Annotated in this window: 17 protein-coding genes and 1 tRNA gene; 11 read left to right on the top strand and 7 right to left on the bottom strand. The window is 43.5% G+C overall.

The window, feature by feature from the left end:
• Positions 1-143 precede the first annotated feature (143 nt).
• Positions 144-3,887 (top strand): DEAD/DEAH box helicase, encoded by a 3,744-nt coding sequence (locus L3C95_RS02605; protein ID WP_236384879.1) that lies wholly within the window; start codon positions 144-146, stop codon positions 3,885-3,887.
• A 604-nt stretch (positions 3,888-4,491) separates the two neighbouring features.
• Entirely contained in the window at positions 4,492-5,190 is a 699-nt protein-coding gene (locus tag L3C95_RS02600; RefSeq protein ID WP_236384878.1) for an outer membrane beta-barrel protein, read from the top strand.
• Between the two features lie 138 nt (positions 5,191-5,328).
• Here the strand turns inward: L3C95_RS02600 and L3C95_RS02595 are convergent, their stop codons facing one another.
• Positions 5,329-6,117: an enoyl-CoA hydratase-related protein gene (locus L3C95_RS02595; RefSeq protein ID WP_236384877.1), complete on the bottom strand. Its 789-nt coding sequence runs from the start codon at positions 6,115-6,117 to the stop codon at positions 5,329-5,331.
• A gap of 84 nt (positions 6,118-6,201) precedes the next feature.
• Positions 6,202-8,229, bottom strand: coding sequence for a prolyl oligopeptidase family serine peptidase (locus tag L3C95_RS02590; RefSeq protein WP_236384876.1), 2,028 nt, complete (start codon positions 8,227-8,229; stop codon positions 6,202-6,204).
• Positions 8,230-8,365: 136 nt separating this feature from the next.
• Between L3C95_RS02590 and hflX the strand changes: the two genes are divergently transcribed.
• The 7 genes from hflX (at position 8,366) to L3C95_RS02555 (ending at position 14,238) form a co-directional block, all read left to right on the top strand.
• Entirely contained in the window at positions 8,366-9,556 is a 1,191-nt protein-coding gene (gene hflX, locus L3C95_RS02585; protein ID WP_236384875.1) for a GTPase HflX, read from the top strand.
• A 3-nt stretch (positions 9,557-9,559) separates the two neighbouring features.
• Entirely contained in the window at positions 9,560-9,898 is a 339-nt protein-coding gene (locus L3C95_RS02580; protein WP_236384874.1) for a Rieske (2Fe-2S) protein, read from the top strand.
• Positions 9,899-9,967: 69 nt separating this feature from the next.
• Positions 9,968-11,563 carry an ArnT family glycosyltransferase gene (locus L3C95_RS02575; RefSeq protein WP_236384872.1) on the top strand — a complete coding sequence of 532 codons (1,596 nt, stop codon included), beginning with the start codon at positions 9,968-9,970 and terminating at the stop codon, positions 11,561-11,563.
• 72 nt (positions 11,564-11,635) lie between these two features.
• A tRNA-Asn gene (locus L3C95_RS02570) sits at positions 11,636-11,709 on the top strand.
• A gap of 152 nt (positions 11,710-11,861) precedes the next feature.
• Positions 11,862-13,139, top strand: coding sequence for an ATP-binding protein (locus L3C95_RS02565; RefSeq protein ID WP_236384870.1), 1,278 nt, complete (start codon positions 11,862-11,864; stop codon positions 13,137-13,139).
• Positions 13,139-13,726 (top strand): HNH endonuclease domain-containing protein, encoded by a 588-nt coding sequence (locus L3C95_RS02560; RefSeq protein WP_236384867.1) that lies wholly within the window; start codon positions 13,139-13,141, stop codon positions 13,724-13,726. Before L3C95_RS02565 ends, L3C95_RS02560 begins: the two co-directional genes overlap by 1 nt.
• 194 nt (positions 13,727-13,920) lie before the next feature.
• Positions 13,921-14,238: a hypothetical protein gene (locus tag L3C95_RS02555; protein WP_236384866.1), complete on the top strand. Its 318-nt coding sequence runs from the start codon at positions 13,921-13,923 to the stop codon at positions 14,236-14,238.
• A gap of 32 nt (positions 14,239-14,270) precedes the next feature.
• Here the strand turns inward: L3C95_RS02555 and L3C95_RS02550 are convergent, their stop codons facing one another.
• The 3 genes from L3C95_RS02550 to L3C95_RS02540 form a co-directional block, all read right to left on the bottom strand.
• Positions 14,271-14,681: a hypothetical protein gene (locus L3C95_RS02550; RefSeq protein WP_236384865.1), complete on the bottom strand. Its 411-nt coding sequence runs from the start codon at positions 14,679-14,681 to the stop codon at positions 14,271-14,273.
• 173 nt (positions 14,682-14,854) lie between these two features.
• A complete protein-coding gene (locus L3C95_RS02545) occupies positions 14,855-15,541 on the bottom strand; it encodes a hypothetical protein (protein WP_236384864.1) in 687 nt (228 codons plus the stop codon).
• A gap of 110 nt (positions 15,542-15,651) precedes the next feature.
• Positions 15,652-16,107 (bottom strand): hypothetical protein, encoded by a 456-nt coding sequence (locus tag L3C95_RS02540; RefSeq protein ID WP_236384863.1) that lies wholly within the window; start codon positions 16,105-16,107, stop codon positions 15,652-15,654.
• A gap of 209 nt (positions 16,108-16,316) precedes the next feature.
• Between L3C95_RS02540 and L3C95_RS02535 the strand changes: the two genes are divergently transcribed.
• Together L3C95_RS02535 and L3C95_RS02530 are read left to right on the top strand one after the other, a co-directional pair.
• Positions 16,317-16,727 carry a hypothetical protein gene (locus tag L3C95_RS02535; protein WP_236384862.1) on the top strand — a complete coding sequence of 137 codons (411 nt, stop codon included), beginning with the start codon at positions 16,317-16,319 and terminating at the stop codon, positions 16,725-16,727.
• Between the two features lie 656 nt (positions 16,728-17,383).
• Positions 17,384-18,148: a hypothetical protein gene (locus L3C95_RS02530; protein WP_236384860.1), complete on the top strand. Its 765-nt coding sequence runs from the start codon at positions 17,384-17,386 to the stop codon at positions 18,146-18,148.
• Between the two features lie 120 nt (positions 18,149-18,268).
• Here the strand turns inward: L3C95_RS02530 and L3C95_RS02525 are convergent, their stop codons facing one another.
• On the bottom strand, positions 18,269-18,664 hold the full coding sequence (locus L3C95_RS02525) for a DoxX family protein (RefSeq protein WP_236384858.1): 396 nt from the start codon (positions 18,662-18,664) through the stop codon (positions 18,269-18,271).
• A 469-nt stretch (positions 18,665-19,133) separates the two neighbouring features.
• Positions 19,134-19,970, bottom strand: coding sequence for a helix-turn-helix domain-containing protein (locus L3C95_RS02520; protein WP_236384857.1), 837 nt, complete (start codon positions 19,968-19,970; stop codon positions 19,134-19,136).
• Positions 19,971-20,113 lie beyond the last annotated feature (143 nt).

Below are 20,113 nucleotides of genomic sequence, written 5' to 3'. Positions count from 1 at the left end.
AAGTGATACAATGTAGCGCTAAGGCTACTCATGCTCTAGCTTTTTAGGATTTTTCTGCGTACTTTTGTGAATTGCCTTTTCATCAGCTGCTAAATATTTTAGCTTTTAACCCGGCTGGTTTATAAAGCGGGCAATTTGAAACTATGTCGCTGCCCCAGCTACTGAAATATGTATATAATAACGGAACTGATGAGGTGATCCGTAGGGGGAAGCGCATCTTTGCGACCGGAGGTGTGGAGTTGTTAGAAGCTGATCCTATACTCAAATCAGCCACTTTCAGGGTAAAGAGCGATACCCATGCAAATTATTATCGCGTTTCCATCAACAAGTATCACGAAACGGGCATTATGTCTGTCCGTTGCCAGTGTCCCTACAACCTGGGAGACATCTGCCGGCACGAAGCTGCTGCTATGTTCCAGTTGCAGGAAATGCTCGATAAAAATCACTTTGAAAGCTATGATACGCAGTATAACCAGCAGCATACGCTGGTGAAAATGAAGTTCATAGACTTGAAATCGCTCAAACTGCTCACTTCCAATGAGATATTCACGGAAGCGGAGAAAATAGCCAAATCTGCAAAGAGCTTCAAGATCACTTCTGCGAAAGATGAAAAAGTAGAAGCGACCCTCAAATATGAAGGACAGGATTACCCATTGATCATACAGCGGAACGAAGAGCGCTTTTTTGATACACATTGCACCTGTGATGAAACAGAACATGCCCTGTGTAAACACAAGACAGCCCTTTTTGTGCATTTGCTGAACAGTCAGGGGCCATATTATTTTGATACATTACGTAACTGGGATAAAGAAAAGAATAAACTCCTGTCCTTATACGGTTATTCACTTGATGATGACCTGGAAGGGAAGTTCACTTTCTCCTACATGGAGGGCAAGCCCTTCCTGCGTGTGCTCGATCCCAGTATAAAAAGGGTTGACGGCGCCCTTGCCAGCAGGCAGCCAGCTCCAGCCCCGCCACCAGAGGTTTCTGCGGCTATTACCCAGCGCATAGGCGTTGTGTTTAATGCCAATGAACAATTGTATCCGTTCTTCAGGATAGACCTGGTAAGCGGTGAAGTAAATGAGGAACAGAATGCCTTTGTCTCCCTGGTCAATAAACTCGACCTTTCTAAATACATAGACTTTTACCAGTATAAAGAAGCTGATCGCGACCTGATCACCCCAGTCCGCAAGGTACAGGGTATGGAAGTCAGTAAGTTTCTGAGCAAGAACTCTCCTTTTGCAGGCATCTGGGAAAACATCACCCACGATGATAATGAGTCTGCCTTGCCAACGGAAACAAAGGAGCTGATGCTGGAATACCTGCATCCCAAACTGGCCAAACTGTTTCCGCAGATAGCGGCACATGGTCTGTTGTTCCTGTTACCGAACCGGCAACAGTTCAAAACAAAGAACCTGCAGCCTGTTCACCTGGCTGGTGACAGACTACAGCCAATCTTCAAAACACACGCTGCCGCAGACGTTATAGAAGTGACGTGCCATGTTCTCATAGAGGGAGAGATGGTAAATGTTTCTGATAATGAGTGGGATAGCTCCATATTGTTCCTGAAGAACAATGTGCTTTACCTGTTTGAAAATGCACAGGACGCACTGCACGTGGAGTTGTTCCGTGAGAATGGCCGCATCCGCATTCCTGCCGATCAGTGGGGAACCTATTTGCAGGACTACCTGCTGCCATTAAGCAAGCAATATCAGATACAGTTTGACAATTCCCTGCTGGCGGAAGTGGATGACATACTGCCGGAATGCCGCGTATTCCTCCGTGAGGTTGGCGAGACCTTCATTATTCAGCCAGGATTTGCTTATCACGGACAGGAAGTCGATTGGAATGATGACGGCAAAATAACGGTACAGGAAGGGAACAAGGTCCTGATCATCCACCGGAACAAAGAAGCAGAACAACAGTTTGTCGATAAACTGAGTACGCTGCACACCAATTTTGCACAACCTAACTCAAATAATTATTTCTTCCTGAAGGCTAAAGAGGCGCTGAAGAACAACTGGTTCTTCCTGTTTTTTGATACGCTGAAGGAAATGAATGTACGGGTGTTCGGATTTGAGAACCTGAAGAACTTTAAGTTCAGCGCCCATAAACCGGTGACCAACCTTCAGATCAGCTCAGGTATTGATTGGTTTGACGCACAGATTGAAGTGACCTATGGCGATCAGAAGGTGAGTATAAGGGATATCAAGCAGGCGCTGGCAGGCAAACAGAACTATGTACAGCTGGCGGATGGTTCCCTCGGATTGCTACCGGAAGAATGGTTAAAGAAATACTCCCTGTTGTTCAAGATCGGGGAGGAAAAAGATAAAGGCGCACTGAAACTGAGTAAATACAATTTCAGTGTGATCGATGAACTGTATGAGTTCATTGACGATGATGCGATATTACTGGAGCTGGAACAGAAGCGGCGTAAACTGCTGCAGTTTGACGAGATCCGTAATATTGCCCTGCCGCATAACCTGCGGGCCACGCTGCGTCCTTACCAGGAAAGCGGGTTCCAATGGCTGAATTACCTGGATGAAGTGAAGTGGGGAGGTATCCTCGCAGATGATATGGGTCTTGGTAAGACTATCCAGGCACTTACATTTATCCAGCATTACAAGAATAAGAATGATGGTAAATGTCTTGCACTGGTGGTATGCCCTACTACCCTGATCTATAACTGGGAAAATGAGATCAAGAAGTTTACGCCCAGTATGACCTATCATATCCACCATGGCCCTACCCGTCTGAAAACAGTGGAAGAGCTGGTGAAGTTTGACATCCTGATCACTACCTATGGTACCCTGAGAAGTGATGTACAGACACTGATGAAGATGGACCTGGATTATGTAGTACTGGATGAATCCCAGGCTATCAAGAACCCGCAGAGCAAGGTGACTAAAGCGGCGCAACTGCTGAATACCAGGAATAAACTGGCTTTGAGTGGTACGCCGATGCAGAACAATACATTTGACATTTATGCCCAGATGAACTTCCTGAATCCGGGTATGCTGGGAAGTGTGGACTTCTTCCGTAATGAGTTTGCCACGCCGATAGATAAGTTTCAGGATGAAGAACGTAAGGATCATCTGCGTAAGCTCATCTATCCGTTCATTTTGCGCCGTACCAAAGAACAGGTAGCGAAAGAACTGCCGGAGAAGATCGAAACCGTAATCTTCTGTGAGATGGATGCAGAACAGCGGCATATTTATGATGCTTACAGAAACTCTTACCGTTCAAAAATATTGGGCGTGATCGAAGATCAGGGTATGGAACGCTCACAGCTGACCATCCTGCAAGGTCTGATGAAGCTGCGCCAGATATGTGACTCACCGGCTATCCTGAATGAGGCGGAACAATATCCAAATCATTCTGTGAAGTTACACGAGCTGACCCGTGAAATGTCTGAGAACATCAGTAATCACAAAGTGCTGATCTTCTCCCAGTTCCTGGGTATGCTTGGACTGATCAGGGAAAAGCTGCAGCATATGAAGATCCCGTTCGAATATTTTGACGGTAGCACTTCTGCAACGGAACGTGAGCGTGCAATACAGAATTTCCAGTCCAATGATGACTGCAGGGTATTCCTCATCTCCCTCAAAGCGGGTGGTGTGGGTCTTAACCTGACGGCAGCTGACTATGTGTATATCGTGGACCCCTGGTGGAACCCGGCCGTAGAACAGCAGGCTATTGACCGTACACACCGTATTGGTCAAACGAAGAATATCTTTGCTTACCGTATGATCTGTAAGGATACTGTGGAAGAGAAGATCCTGCAATTACAGGAGCGTAAGAAATCGCTGGTGAAAGAGATCATTGCAGATGATTCCGGATTTGTGAAGAAGCTTACCAAGGAAGATGTGCTTTACCTGTTCAGTTAACGCAAGACTTATTGATAAAGAGAAGGACGTACCAGTTAGCAGTACGTCCTTTTTATTTATGAAGTTTACAGCACCCGTGAAAAGAAATCGATGATCAGTATAGGTAATCCGAAGGCGATGCCCATGCCGTAAACCAGGTCAAGCCATATCACGGCCCCATGCGGCCCCATAGATCATACCTGTGATTGGAACAGTAATGATCTTCAGCCGTAGCTACGCCGGCCTTGAAGTAAGTGGGTAAACGGAACAGGGCAGGCAGTAATATAACGCTCACCCCTATGCACCCCAAATAACTTCTCTTGTAAGGGGATACCGGGACAATTCCTGGCGACAGTCTTGCAAAGCCGTACCTTATAACTGAGTTGATATCTGGGATTATGGCATTTAGAACACCCTGCTGAGCGCAGGTTTATGCGGTTACTGAATTCTTCCATAGGTTCTAACATATTATATACCGGAAATATATGTCTTTAGGCCGGTATTCGGAAGGCGATAGCGAGAGATACTAAAGGCGGCTAATATTTTATAAATATTTTAACCCTTTGTTTTATTCCTATTCCATTAAATTTGCCTAATATTCTTTTTCAAGACTTTATACTTACACATGAAGAAATTAATTTTTTCGCTGGGACTGATGGCGGCTTCTTTTGGAGTATTTGCACAGGATGCCAAGAATGCAGTTGCTAATAAAGCTATGGGAGCAGCCTCACATTCCAAGGATTTCTTAGTGATTCAGTTGGGATATGTTGGATTGACTGGTACAGGAGCTAGTGCTATTAATACTGGTTTTAACCGCCAGCTGAATATCGCATTTATGTACGATATTCCTTTGCAGAAAACTAATTTCAGCCTTGCGGCAGGTTTGGGAATAGGGTCTGATCATTACCATCTGAGCAACATGAGCCTGGACTTAAGAAATGCGTCTACTGTTCCTGATTTCCAGGAAACGGATGCTTACAGCAAGTTCAAGCTGGCAGCTACCTATCTCGAATTGCCGTTGGAACTCCGCTACCGCGCGGTACCTGAGAATGCAAACAAAGGTTTCAAAGTAGGGTTGGGTCTGAAAATAGGTAACCTGCTGAATGCACATACCCGGTCAGTGAGCAATGTAAACGGTTCAAAACTGATTGAAAAAGAAGCCAGCAAACGTCTTTTCAATACATGGCGTTTTGCAGGTACTGCAAGGGTGGGTTACGGTAACTTCGCGGTGTATGGTACTTATGCTTTGAACGGTATATTCAAAGACAACGGTACTTACGATGTGAATCCTTACTCCTTCGGATTTATGCTCAGTGGTTTGTAATCTACTGAGAGAAGATATTAAACTAAAAAGGGCGTCTGCTTTAAAGCGGATGCCCTTTTTAGTTTTTATAGTTATTCTTTATTCTACCATTGTTAACAGTGGTCTGTAATGTGAGATCAGACACATAGAAAAGCTACTTTAAACACCCTTGAAAGCAGGCTTCCGTTTCTCGAGGAAGGCTTGTATCCCCTCGGTATTGTCGGCGGTATTGCCGGCAATTTCCTGACAGTAGGCCTCGTACTCCAGCACTGCGTCAAGGTTTTCTGTCATACCCTTGGTCAGCATCTTTTTCAGCAGGGCAATGGCCTTGGTAGGTGCATTGGCGTAAAATGACGCTTCGGCCTGTACAGCAGCTTCCAGTTCTTCCGGTTTCACAACCTTATTAACAAAACCCAGTTGATGTGCTTCAGTTGCTGATAATTTTGTAGCCTTGGTGGCCAGCTCGAAGGCCCTGTGGTAGCCGACAGTCCGCGGCAGGAAATAGGATGACCCCGAGTCCAGCACGAGGGCGATATTGATGAATATCTCCACCATGGCAGCGTTTTCACTGGCAATGATCATATCGCAGGCCAGGGCAATGGAGCAGCCGGCTCCGGCAGCAATGCCATTCAGCTGGCAAATAACAGGTTTGGGCATATTCCGTATAGCCCTGATGATAGGGTTATAGCGTTTACGCAAGGACTCGCCGAGATCGCGTTTTCCGCCATTCCCATTTAAAGCAGCTTTCAGGTCCTGACCACTGCTGAATGCTTTATTGCCAGCACCGGTCAATACTACTACCCTGACGGCAGCATCTTTTTCTACCTGTTTAAGGGCATCCTGTAATTCATAGCTCAGCGGATCGTCAAAGGCATTATAAACATCCGGACGATTGAGTGTAATGGTAGCAATGCCTTCGTGGACATTAAGCAAGAGAGAGGTGAACATAACGTTGGGGAATTTATACATGAATTATCAATCAGGTATCAGGTACCAGCAATGTTGAAGTGCCGGTACCTGATACCCTGTTATTTACAGTGTTTCTTTCAGCCATTGGAAGAATTCCCTTTGCCATACCAGGGCATTCTGTGCTTTCAGCACCCAGTGATTTTCCTCCGGGAAATACAACAGTTTACTTTTGATTCCTTTCAGTTGTGCCAGCTGGAAGGCCTGCAAGCCCTGTTCAATACCTACACGGAAGTCTGTTCCTCCCTGGATGATCAGGATGGGCGTATTCCACTTATTGGCATATTCGCTTGGATTGAATTCTTTGTACACTTTTGCGTTGGCTGCATCCCAGTAGGCACCGATGTCCCAGTTTGCAAACCAGAGCTCTTCGGTAGTACCGTACCAGCTCTTCAGGTCAAAAAGACCATCATGGGCAATGAATGATTTGAAGCGGTTGTTGTGAGTACCAGCCAGCATATAAACTGAGTAACCACCATAGCTGGCGCCTACAGCACCCAGGCGGTTTTTGTCGACATATGGTTCCTGGCTTACAGCGTCAATGGCGCTGAGGTAGTCGCGTATAGGCTGTCCGCCCCAATCTTTACTGATGGAAGCGTTCCATTCCACACCATGTCCGGGCATACCGCGACGGTTAGGTGCTACTACAATGTAACCCTGTGATGCCATCAGCTGAAAATTCCAGCGGTAGGAATAGAACTGGGAAAGGGCAGACTGTGGGCCTCCCTGGCAGTATAGTAAGGTCGGGTATTTTTTTGCAGGATCGAAATCTGGTGGGAATATCACCCAGGCCAGCATCTCTTTATTATCGGTAGTCTTGATCCAGCGTTTTTCCACTTTACACATGCCGGTTTTGTCGTAGGTCTCTTTATTCACTGTAGTGAGTGGCTGCAGGGTACCTTTAGGCAGTTGCAGGGTAAAGAGTTCCGCAGCATGGTTCATGTCGGTACGGGATACTACAAGTGTATTGCCCACCTGTCCGACAATACCGTTGATGTCAAAGTCGCCTTCTGTTACCTGGCGTATATTTTTTGCAGTGGTGGCAGCTAAATCTTTCTGGAGGGTGATTTCCAGTAGCTGTTCGGTGCCTTTTACTACCGCGAGGAACAGCAGTTGTTTGCCGTCTTTGTTCCAGTGGATAGAAGCAACGGTACCGTCCCAGTCTTTGGTAAGATTGGTACGTTTACCGGTAGCGCGGTCCAGTACGATGATATCGTTCTTGTCTGCTTCAAAACCATCCTTTGCCATACCAAGCCAGGCCAGGTATTTACCATCGGGGCTGAAAGAAGGAGCTACATCATAGCCGGCCAGTCCTTCGGAAAGGTTTTTGGTAGCGCGGGTTTCCAGGTTGTATTCGTAAATGTCAGTGTTGGTGCTGACAGCATATTCCTTACCGAATTTCTTTTTGGTCACATAGACAATGCTTTTGCCATCGGGGCTCCAGATCATATCTTCAGAGCCGCCGAAGGGCATCTGTGGACTGTCGTACAATTCACCTTCCATAATATCCACGGGAGTGCCTATCTGGCCGTTCTCATAGGTGGCATAAAATACATGCTGGTAGTTACCATCTTCCCAGGTATCCCAGTGGCGGTAATTGAGATTATCGTATATCTGCACATTGGACTTAGGGAGGTCAGGATAGAAATCGCTGCCGGCCACTTTTTTTAACTTCACTTCTTTGGAGAACAGTATGTGTTTACCATCCGGGGAAACACGGATATTCTGCAAACCGCCTTCGACATGGGTGATCTGGGTGGCTCCGGTACCATCGGCATTTGCCTCCCAGAGCTGACCTTTGTAGGAATATCGGATCTTTTGTCCGTCTACAGCGCTGACATCTCCTTCTGCACCGGGTTCTGTAGTGATCTGTTTAGCGGCGCCTCCCGTCAGGGGGATGGCATAGAGATTCTTTTCGCTTTTATTCTCGGCGATATTATATCGCGAAACGCCATAGATAACCGTCTTACCATCTGCCGTAATTGTTTCCCCGCTGACTCTGCCCAATTGCCAGAGCAGCTCAGGCGTCATTTTCTGCTGGGCCACTGCCATAGTTGATATAAAAAGTGATGTTAACAAAAGTGATTTATGCATGTTTAGATTTTGTTTGGAGACTAAATGTAGGCAATTTAGTCAGTGTAACATAAGAAGCGGCTGATTGACTGCTATACGCTACCGCCTATGGGGCTATGGACTAATTCCATACCTTTGCAGTAAATTTTTATAAACTTTGATTGAAAAGAAACAAGTTGTACAACAGGAAGAGAGAGCGGTTATAGTGGGATTGATCCATAAGGAGCAGTCGGAGCGCCAGGTGCAGGAGTACCTGGACGAGCTGGTGTTCCTGGCAGAGACGGCCGGTGCTACTACTGTGAAGCGTTTTACCCAAAAATTATCTCATCCTGACAGGGCCACTTTTGTGGGAAAGGGCAAGCTGGAAGAGATTAAAGACTTTATTACAGGCAGAAATATCAATCTTGTCATATTTGACGATGAGCTGACCGGCTCCCAGATTGCCAACATAGAGAAGGTGCTGAATGTGAAGGTGATAGACCGTAGTGACCTGATCCTGGACATCTTCGCCCGCCGTGCCCGCACAGCTCAGGCGAAAGTACAGGTGGAGCTGGCGCAGTATCAGTACATCCTGCCCCGCCTGAAAGGGATGTGGAGTCACCTGGAAAGACAGGGAGGTGGTATTGGTAGTCGTGGTCCGGGTGAAACGGAGATTGAAACGGACCGTCGTATCATCAAGGATAAAATATCCCTGTTGAGAAAACGTCTGGCTGAGATTGACAAACAGTCGCTGACCCAGCGCAAGGACCGTGGAGAATACATTCGTGTAGCCCTGGTGGGTTATACGAACGTAGGTAAGAGCACCATTATGAACCTGCTGAGCAAAAGTGAGGTATTTGCCGAGAATAAACTGTTTGCTACACTGGATACTACCACCCGTAAAGTAGTGTTTGACCAGACAGCATTCCTGCTGAGCGATACAGTTGGATTTATCCGAAAACTGCCTCACCATCTGGTAGAGAGCTTCAAATCGACACTGGATGAGGTAAGGGAAAGCGATATTCTGCTGCACGTGGTGGATGTTTCTCATCCGCAGTATGAAGATCAGGTGGAAGTGGTGAATCGTACCCTGCAGGATCTGAAGGTTTTTGACAAGCCCAGCATCATGATCTTTAACAAGATGGATCTGTATGAGCAGCAGACCTTTGACAAATGGCTGGCTGAAGATATCAAACAGGACATCCTGAGCCAGCTGAAGGAGAACTGGGAAACCAGGACACAAGGGAACTGTGTATTCATATCCGCTTTAGAGCGTAAGAATATTGATGAACTGCGTCAGACTATCATGGATAAAGTTGTGACCCTGTATAGAGAACGTTATCCATACAAGAGCGAGTATTTTTATTAGACAATGGCAAAACAATACAACTGGCATCGTTTATCAGACCTGTATGCAAGGGAGGGCGAGATAGGTGTAATAGAGGTCCATGGCAAAAAGATCTGCTATACTTTATACCAGCAGCAGCTCTATGCATTTGCTTATAAATGCCCGCATGCAAGCGGTATCATGGCAGATGGGTTTATAGATGATGCCGGTAATGTTGTATGTCCGCTGCATAGATACCGGTTCAACATCAAGAACGGGTATAACAGCAGTGGTGAAGGCTTCTACCTGAAGACCTATCCACTGGAACAACGGGAGGATGGCCTCTATATAGGATTCGAGAAATCCAGTCTTTTCGGTTGGTAACCCTGTTAATTTTCGATTAAACTCCCCGTCAGCTTTGTGGAAGTGACATCAGTGCTGTAACTTTTGCGCATGTCATTATCTTCTGTTTCAGAAAAGAAAGTCAGCCTGTGGATGATCGGGTTGCTGATATTTGTACATATCAGCGGTCTGCCGGTTACTATTATGGAGCCTGATGGCGCTTTATATGCCGGCATCGCCAAACATATGGTGCAGCATCATGATTACCTGAACCTGTTTGTTGACGGTCAGGATTGGCTGGATAAGCCCCATTTCCCGTTCTGGATGGCGGCACTCTCCTATCATCTTTTCGGCTTTACGACTTTTGCTTACAAACTTCCTGCCTTCTTATTCCTGATGTTGGGAGTAGTGTATACTTACCGTTTCGCGAAGGCGCTTTATGGTGAGCAGGTGGCCCGTTGGTCGGTTTGTATCCTGCTGACGGCGGAACATCTTGTTATATCCAGTACAGACGTTCGTGCGGAGCCTTACCTCACCGGATTGATCATCGGCAGCGTATATCATCTGTATAAACGGCAGTTGTTACCGGGCGCATTACTGGCAGCTTTTGCTGTGATGACAAAAGGGCCTTTTGCACTGGTACCCATCGGATTTGCGCTGATCGGACAATTTGTGTTCACAAAGCAGTGGAAGGAATTGTTTCATGTACGCTGGCTGATTGTAGCAGTGCTGATTGGTCTGTTTATTACACCGGAGCTATATGCATTATACCAGCAATTTGATGCTCATCCGGAGAAGGTTATTTTCGGACAGACCGGGGTGTCGGGTATCCGTTTTTTTTTCTGGGACAGTCAGTTCGGGCGGTTTATGAACTCGGGCCCGATCAAAGGCAGTGGTGATCCGTCGTTTTTCCTGCATACGGTGCTTTGGGCCTTCCTGCCCTGGTCTATATTCCTGTATGTGGCCGTGATTGCCTTTATCAGGAAAGGGCGTCAGGTACGGGAGTATTATTGCATCAGCGGGGCGCTTACCACCTTTCTGCTGTTCTCCTTGTCTAAATTCCAGTTGCCACACTACCTGAATATTATTTTCCCCTTCTTTTCGATCCTGACGGCGCAATACATCTTATCTATGAAGAAAGAAAAGGCCTTCCGTATTACGCAGTATGTCATCATGGGGATTATAGCCATCGCTATTGCTGGTTTATGGGCGCTTTACCGGCCTCAAATCAATTTTATAGCTGTTCTATTGATCGTGGTCGTAACAGCCGTTTTTATATGGCTGCCGTTGAAAGGAATAGCAAGGGTGTTCTTCCGCACCTGTCTGGCGAGTGTGGCGTTGAATCTTTTTTTAAACGGACTGTTCTACCCGGATGTGCTGCGTTACCAGAGTGGAAGCGCGGCCGCCTTTTATGCAAATGAGCATCTCAAAGGAGGTGCGGTTGGTTTTTACAGGGCACATTCTTATGCGCTGAGTTATTACCTGGATGCTCCCCGCTTGTCATATGACACTTTACCACCGGGCCCTTCCCTGATCTATACGACTGCTCAATGGAAAGATTCGCTGGTTGTGCAGGGGCATCGTTGTAAGGTATTACAGGTCTTCCCCCACTTCCCGGTGACGAAACTTGACCTGCAATTTGTGAATTTTTATACCCGGGATTCCGCGGTGGATAAGCGTTTGCTGGTATTGGTGGACTCGTTTTGAAAAAATATTTGAAAAGAATTTTGCAGAAATGAAAAATTGTCTATTTTTGCAATCCCGAAACGGGAAACACACTCCTCCTTAGCTCAGTTGGTTAGAGCATCTGACTGTTAATCAGAGGGTCGCTGGTTCAAGTCCAGCAGGGGGAGCGAAAGAAAAGAAAGTCTACAAGCCTTGTGTTTGTAGACTTTTTTGTTTTCTGTAACTTCAACTGCAATGTCCCATATAGAAACCCAGATCCAGTATATCGGGGAATTGTCTTTTGTCTTAATCAAAGGCTACTATATTTTAATTTTGAAAAATGAAGATTAAAAAGCTCAACATCGGGTCGTACAGACACTTAGAGAATATTAATCTGGACTTTACATATCCCGAGGGGCATGCAAAGGCTGGTATGCCGCTGGATAAGATTTGTTTTATTGGTCAGAGTGCGACGGGAAAGACGAGTATTCTGGAGTTGTTGAAGCAAAGTGCATTTGTGTTGAGCGGCGCAGAACCATTGAATGGAAAGGGGTTACTTCGACATGAAGGCCTCAAATTTGACGGTGAAGTGGAATTTTTATATGAGGACATACAGTTAGCTGTAAATAGAAATGGCGCACACGTAGATGGAAACCAATACTTTAAGTTTTTACAAAAAAGAGGTCCAGCTTGGTCGGCACCGGAACTAAAGCTGCTTTATTTTAGCGCTGAGATTATTTCCGACAAGATCATTCGAATCTTCAACCAAAATCCTCTTAATATTCTCAATGCTTTGTCAGAGGGAGGCCAATCTTACTATCATAAACGAAATGATGACAGTAATTACATCTATGAATTTACACAAGAAGTAGATGAACAAATCTGGTTTTCTCTTCTGAGTAAAATTTTGGATTACAGAAAGAATTTTACTCAGATGGCTGCAGAACTGATAAATAAAGGGTCAATTGGTGACTTGGAAAAGCTCAATAAGGAATTTAACAGGTGGTCGGAACAAAACAAGAACCCACTTATACCCTTCGCGGAATTATTTAACCCCATAATTGAAAAACTGAATCTTGAAATCGACTTAGTCAATACAGAATACTCCATTCCAATTAAGTCAAAGGTTAAAAATGAAATTGTCCCCATATCAGGATTAAGTACAGGAACTAAAGGATTATTACTTTCATTTTTTCCATTGTATGAATTTAATACTGATGATGCTATAATTCTTATAGATGAACCAGAAAGATCTCTTTTCCCTGATCTTCAAGTTGATTTAATGTCATATTATCAACGTCTGGCGCCTAATGCTCAACTTATAACAGCAACTCATTCTCCATTTATAGCTGCGGCATTTGAGCCTGAGGAGAGATTTATCTTATATTTTGACGACAACGGGAAAATATCTGTCCGCAGAGGTGAGGCTCCTATTGGCGATGATCCCAACGACATATTGAGAAATGATTTCCAGGTTGACTTTTATAATGATTACGGTAAGAAAGCTTACAAACAATACCTGGATCTGAAAAGGAGAATGCAAGAAGAGACCGAGCCACAAAAAAAGAAAGAACTTCTTAGCGAGTTAACACAATTAGGAGATAAATATAATTTTTGATGAGAAAGGCTATTAAAGTTGAATCTTCCAGGATTTTAGCTGACGACTTAAAATATATTTCCAATAGCTCAACCCACAATAAAAAGATCAAGGACTATCTGCTTCAGGAACAAAAAAGTTACTGCGCTTATACTGATGAATATATTAGCAGAACAGATGCCTCAGACATTGATCATTTTAATCCGAGGTTGAAGAACACTGAGGGGGATGGCTATGCTAATTGGTTTCTGATAAAAAATCAGTGGAATAAGGAGAAGAGCAATAAATGGGAGAAGTATCAACCTATTCTGCATCCGACTTCAGAAGACTTTGAAGAGAGGATCTCTTATCATCAAGGTGATTATTTTGCGAAATTTGAAGAGGATATAGAAGCTTCCAATTTAGTAAAGTTGTTAAAACTAGATGACCTGTCGCTCGCGGAGAAAAGAAAGAAATATATTAAAAGGAAGAAATCTGACATGGAGGCGTATGGTGAAGGGGCTGATGTGTTTTTTGCTAATCTGATTAACGATGATAATTGCGAGGTTTCTTATTTAAGGGCAATTAAAGAGGAATTCGGAGTGGATGTTTGGTCGATGCTGCCATGAATTATTGTGTTTATAGGTGTGTAAGGCAATTTGTTGAATTCCAATAAGTCCTGCGATAATTGGTTATGTAATTGTCTCATTAGGCGAGCAAGTAACCAGGGTCTCACTTATGTGAGACCTTTTTTATTATATTACATTGGTTCCACAGCGGCTAAATTCGCGCTCGATTATTAAAACGAATAACATCCCGTCAAATGCAACCAATTGTTCTTATTTGCCTGTCCATTGCCTTATCTGTCTCCTGCTCTACAACCCGAAATACAACAATTTACGATAACAAAATTACCAGTATTGAGAATCACCTTTATGCCATTACTGCGAGTGGAAAGGATACAGGGATAGCGCAGACTGTTAGTCAGAGAATGGCTGCACTGGGAATAAAAGGATTTGCTAATCGCGGCCGGGGTGTAGTCATTATGACAAATTCCAGCGATGCTACGGCAATTATCCGCGAATACGTGCGCTCTGTTTCCAGAGTGTATGGATGGCCGCCTATGTGGAATAGGGAGTAGTTTATCCTGTCAAATGGGTTTTGTGCAGCCAGTTACATCATCGTTAAAAAAGTGCTCAAAATTTCCTCTGTTAAGTGTGTCAATTCCGCAAAAGTACTAATCTTGAGATCAATTATGTTAAATCCTACAATAGCAGCCGAATACCAGGCAGGATAAGAATCTGTATGTGGCATTAAAGCCCAGATCAAAGGACTGTATGGGCTTGTGCCCTCGTCGGGGAGTTTATTTTGCAGCTGCTCCCTGTAAGATTCACAATCTTGTACTGAAACATGATCTGCTGTCAGTTGTTCTAAAAGTTTAAGCGCACCTTTGCCAAGATCATCCAGATCGTTCTCGACAAGCAAACAAAACTTATAAGCAATTATCCGCTGCTGCCTTTCAGTGAGAGGCCGAACTTTGGTCTCAAAGACTTCCCAATATTGCTTTTCGTGGTCTTGCTCCATTGAATGAGGATTGACTTATAGATTATCGATTGGTATTTGTAACTGCAGCCAAGGTACTTTACTTTTTTTGAAGCAGGTTCGCTCTTCAACTAGCTGGTTCAATAACGGTCCAGCAGGGGATGCGAAAAAAAGCCGGCCGGAAATGTTGGTATATTAGGCATCAAAAGGGAATGTCAGGAGAAGCGAGCATCTCTTGTAAGCGCATTGTCTTCTAAACCTAAGTCTTCTTTAAATAGCTCTTTTACTTTTTGAATAATTTCTGCCCGGTTGATGGTTGTAGCATTACGTCTTACTTTGTTATAGTGCTCTCTTGAAATTTTTTCTGCAAGTTGTCCGACAGTTTTCAGCTTAAGTTCTTTGCCTAGCTTACTAGCGATATTGATCCCTATAACGGAAAGTACCATACCTCCAAATCCGATTTTCCAGGAAAAGAATAGGACAACGAAGGACGCCAGAAAAACCGATAGAAGTAAGAGTAATAACCAACCTTTTGTCTGCAATATCTGGGTCTTAATTCCTAAGATGCTATCAAATTTTTTTATCTGCTGACGTCGTTGTGTACGAGGGAATAATTCTTCCAGGCTTGTGTTTGTTTTCAAAGTATCCTTGTCATATGGCTGAATTTCCCTTATTGCTTGTCGAATTTTGTAAAACGCCTGTTGTGTCGTACAGTCATTCGTATTTCGTCCTTCGACCTTATTGGCAATCAGGTCACAAAGGTCTCCGAATGTTCTCACTTGTTTAAGTTCTGTACCAAATTCAATATGGAAGGATATTTCCACTTTCTCGAGGATCATGTCTATGTCTAAAGGATCAATGTTTTCTAACCCAATGCCGCTGTGTAAGGGGAGCTCATCCATATTATATTTCATTTGTATTATAATGGCCTAAATGTAAATGGTTTGTATCCGATAGTTTCTTTTGTGGGAATGTTAGTATATGCGAAATGCCAACAAATTGTGTCTGGGCCTTATTTAGATTTAACGACAATTTTGATAACTCCACCAACAAGATTAAATAAATATAAGATCTGGAGACCTCCAAACGTCATCGCAATAAGTGCTTGAATATGCCAAAGTCTTTGGACACCTTCCCAAGTAGAAAATTCATAGGGTGTAGCAAAACTATATAGCGGTAGAACTTCGTAAATATACATAGTCAAAGGCACAAAGATAAAAACACTGACCATATGCAACCAGATAAGACCATTGCTAAGTAAAAACCGGAATGTTAAATGGTACAGTCCCCACAACAGCAACAGAAATAACGTAAATACCCAGAAAATAAAAGGCACAGGAATTACAAAGTAAGTATCATGTAAATGAATATCTATTTGGTCATAGTAAAAACAGAAGGATGCTGCAAATACGATGATTGCTATTAGCAGCAATAGGTGGTAGGGCCGTGCTTGTATTTTTTTGATCAAGTAGATGTAGTTTGGAGATGAAATTATACTCAAATATAACTGCCGGAGCCAAACTTTTATGTAAACATGCTCGGATAATTTCTGCTGATTATTACCCAGATGTTATCTAACTTCTTATCCAGCTTTTTTAACTTTTGAAATTATCATCTAAGATCTACGGGATAAAGGCTTGCCGACAATCCAAACTTTTTTCTTTATTTAACTATAATATGCTCCAATTCTCCCTTGAAATAGAAATCCACCCTGACATCGAGGTGGTACATATGGCCGATAAAGTTAGATTTCGCGGCACAAAAGAACGTATTGAAGAATTTGCTAAAAAATTCCATAAGCTCAAAGCTCTTGGCGATGGACAGCTAGTTAAGCTGGGAAACTATGTCCTTAAGGTGTCAGACTATATAACAGAAGACAACGAGAAAGCAAACTGGATAGAATTGCCTAATCACGCATGGCTAATTGTGGGTTGTAAGTTTTCGGAGGTGGCAGCGGAATGGGAATGTAATCCTTTTGACTTTAATATGTGTGGGTACACTAACGCGATTCCTTTTGATATTGGAGTGGAAGTGACGGACTTACCGCAGCAATTCTGGGAAGACATTGAGCCTGATGAAATCGGGTAACAATTGGTTGATGTTTGTTGTGTCAACGTAGCTCTGCCTATTGAGTCAATACCTGCATATAAATTTGTTTTGCAGGAGAGCAAGCCTTTTAGTAACTAGCGCCTGTTATTATCCCTAGCTATGAAAAAGCAACAAATTATCGCTTGTAATTTAATATTGGTCGCTATCTGGACATGGATACTCGTGTCTTTTGTTACGATATATAAAACAGAAGTCTATTTCATTGATTCGAATCCATTTTATAGTCGCACGCTTTGGGTATTGTATTTCGGAGCATTGCTGTATACAAATTTCTTCGTTACCAGGAAAATCATCTTAAATCTGTTGATCACTACCCTACTCTTCCTGGTACTTCACTTTTGTACAGTCCGATTAGTTAATGTATTTATGAATTATCTGATGGTAAATGATAAAAAAACGCCATTAGGCTGGACATTTAAGTACCGTTTCCTGGATATTTTTGTCTTAAACGTATTCTTACTGCTTGCCTTTGAAATAGTAGGTTATGTTCAGTTTTTCAGGAAAAAATAGAAGTATTCGCCGTATGCTGAGAGGAGGTCGGTTGAATCCGACAATAATGGACAAGGATAGATGACCATACCCATACCACACCTCTATTTCCAAGAAAATGCTAGTTTTGGGATTATCCGCAAATTATGTTCAACCCAGCAAGAAGAAATAGAAACATCGGGACGGCTAGGCGGGGTCACGGCCAAAATAACAGGTTGGTAATTCCGCAACCGACGACTACATCAAAGAGCTATTACGAACGTCTCGGGCCTTACGAAAAGCTGGAGGTAACAATTAACGGTCATTTGTTTCTGTTCATAGTCGAAACGCCCCGCCCGGGCTCAGGTCATGCATGTTCGGTGGCTGACGTGAAGCATATCATTGAGCATATACCAGTCGTAGATTACGGGAAATTGAAATTAATTATTCTTCGCCAGCCTAAACGAAAAGAAGAAGTACTGTCATCAGTATGGGGGCGCCTGATTTATTCCTATGAATTTGAAGGCGATTATTATCCCGCTATTATTCTTGAAGCAGTAGATTACTCCAAAAGGTTAAAGTGGAAAAAGACACTTTCGATTCAGGATCAGCAGGAATTTGAACGCTTGAAAGCAGATGGGCATGAATTTGTTGATGACGGTAGATACTTTACAGCTGAATTAAAGCCCGGACACGTTCGACATACACAGCTGTACAGGACTTTACTGCATGAGTTTGGGCATTACGTTCATTATCTGGAGGTAGTAGAGAGGCGGGGAATGGAGGATGAGGAGTTAGAGTGCCGGGAACAACGGGATGAAGATTATTTCAAATTACCAGGAGCGGAGAAGGAGAACTTTGCCCATAAATATGCCGCAAATTTGCAGGATCGGCTTATAGCTCAAGAGGTGATCCCTTTCCATCCCATGTGAATATTGACAATTGTTGTGTAGAATATAGCCCATCATCGAACTTATAAATGCCAAAGTGCTTGGCGGATATCGCTCAAGCACTTTGGCTTATGAAGTATAAAAAAGGCCTTGAGTATTACCTTAATTCGCACTAACTCTCGTATACGTCGCCGGATATAATTTCCTGAACATCACATAGGTCACTGATATAATTATAAACGCTACTACTGCATCAATGGCTGCTGATGGTGGAAGCACACTTAACTTTGAGAAGAACGCAAATATTATATCAAAGAATATCCCTGCAAACACCCACTCTTTTAGCCTAAGCAGTTTGTCCGGAGTTAAAAGAACAATAATGCCTGTAAGCTTTGCGACACCCAGAATATAAATGAAGTGTGGAGGATACCCCAGCTGTACTGTTATATCCCATACAATTGGATTTTTTGTCAATTCAAAAAAGCCGCTTGCTCCAAACCATAATGAGATGAATATAGCGCCTATCCAATAAATTGCTTTTGTTGTTTTTGTGTTCATGATCTTAGGTTTTTAGTTGTTTTGTGATACAAAGATGTTCCAAAACCAACGGTGGCGGGAGTACTATCTCCGGAAGTAGACAAAATGAGGGGCCAACCAGACAATAGTTGTCGCCATTCTTTCTACTCCATCTTATGTGGATTAAAATATCAGGAATTCCTGCTCATATGCTAGTTACTTGCAGGTCAAAAAGAGGTATTGATGCCAGTCATAGCATCCACAAAAGGTTCTTATTGCAGGATTTAGGGTCCTTATGAAGGGAATATGGGGTTACCTATACATTGTTGCAAACTGGATTGGCGTCGTTCCTAATATATTGCGGAAAGCACTATCCTCAAGGTAGGAGCTTCATACGGTGCAGAATGGCTACGTTATGGCGAAGTGTGAAGATCGTAGCGGCAACAAAAAAGCACCTGGAGAAATAAAAAGAAGGAGCACTCCAGCCACAGCGCCGTCGTGCTCCTATCTGTTATACAGCTAAAACTCTCTCCTGTCGTTTCTTAAAATCCGTAAAATTATATCCTGTCTCTTTCTTAAATAACTTGCTGAAATAACAGATGTCTGTGAAACCTAAATCCCACGCGACCTCTTTCATGCTGCTATCTGAATAGGCAGCATATCTCTTGGCTTCCAGTATTACACGTTGCCGGATATGGTGACCAGCGGTATACCCCGTGGTCTTTTTTATAGCCTCGTTCAGGTAACTGGGAGTAACGCACATAATATCTGCAAATTCAGAAACCTTCTTATGTGCTTTGAAATGCTGGTCGACTAATTGAATAAACCGTTTCGCCTGTCTGATGTTATGATTTTGCTGATTGTTACAAGGCGCGGTACGTGACTGCCTGGACATGTGGATGAACAGAATGTTCAGGTACCGGCTTAATATGTCTGAGCTATAGATCTGTTGCTGTGAATACTCCTGAATGAGCTTATCCATAATCGTCCTCATCTCATGGCGGATCTCTTCACTATAACTGACATTCGCCGATTGGACCAGCACCAGGAGCAGGTCTGCATGATAAACGGAGTTGTACTCCTGTAAAAAGAGCTCATTAAAACGGATGATATATCCCTGAGCACCACTGTCAGCAGTAAACTGATGTAATTGATTAGGCATGATGCCGAATACCTGGTCTCCTTTAGGAGAATAAGTTTGCAGGTCGACCTTTAGTGTGCAATCACCCGAAACTGCCCAGATAATTTCTATGAGATCGTGGGCATGCGGAGCTGGGTTATTGAACTGATTATTGTGTGCGACCTGGTCAAAAGTATGGATCTCGAAAAACGGTTTGGTGGTATTCATTACATCGATATTTAAGCGTTAAGGAGGAATGTTTTATACAGTCGTGATTTAAAAGACTATGGCGTACTTACAGGTGTTGTATAAAGTGGCATAGTCAGGAAGTCTGTTGTTCTGCCAGGTAAATGCATCACCCTGGTGACGAT

The organism is Chitinophaga filiformis (assembly GCF_021646545.1).
GTDB classification, from domain to species: domain Bacteria; phylum Bacteroidota; class Bacteroidia; order Chitinophagales; family Chitinophagaceae; genus Chitinophaga; species Chitinophaga filiformis_A.
Note: the sequence above shows the minus strand (reverse complement) of the source record. Positions and strands in the feature narration are given on the sequence as shown.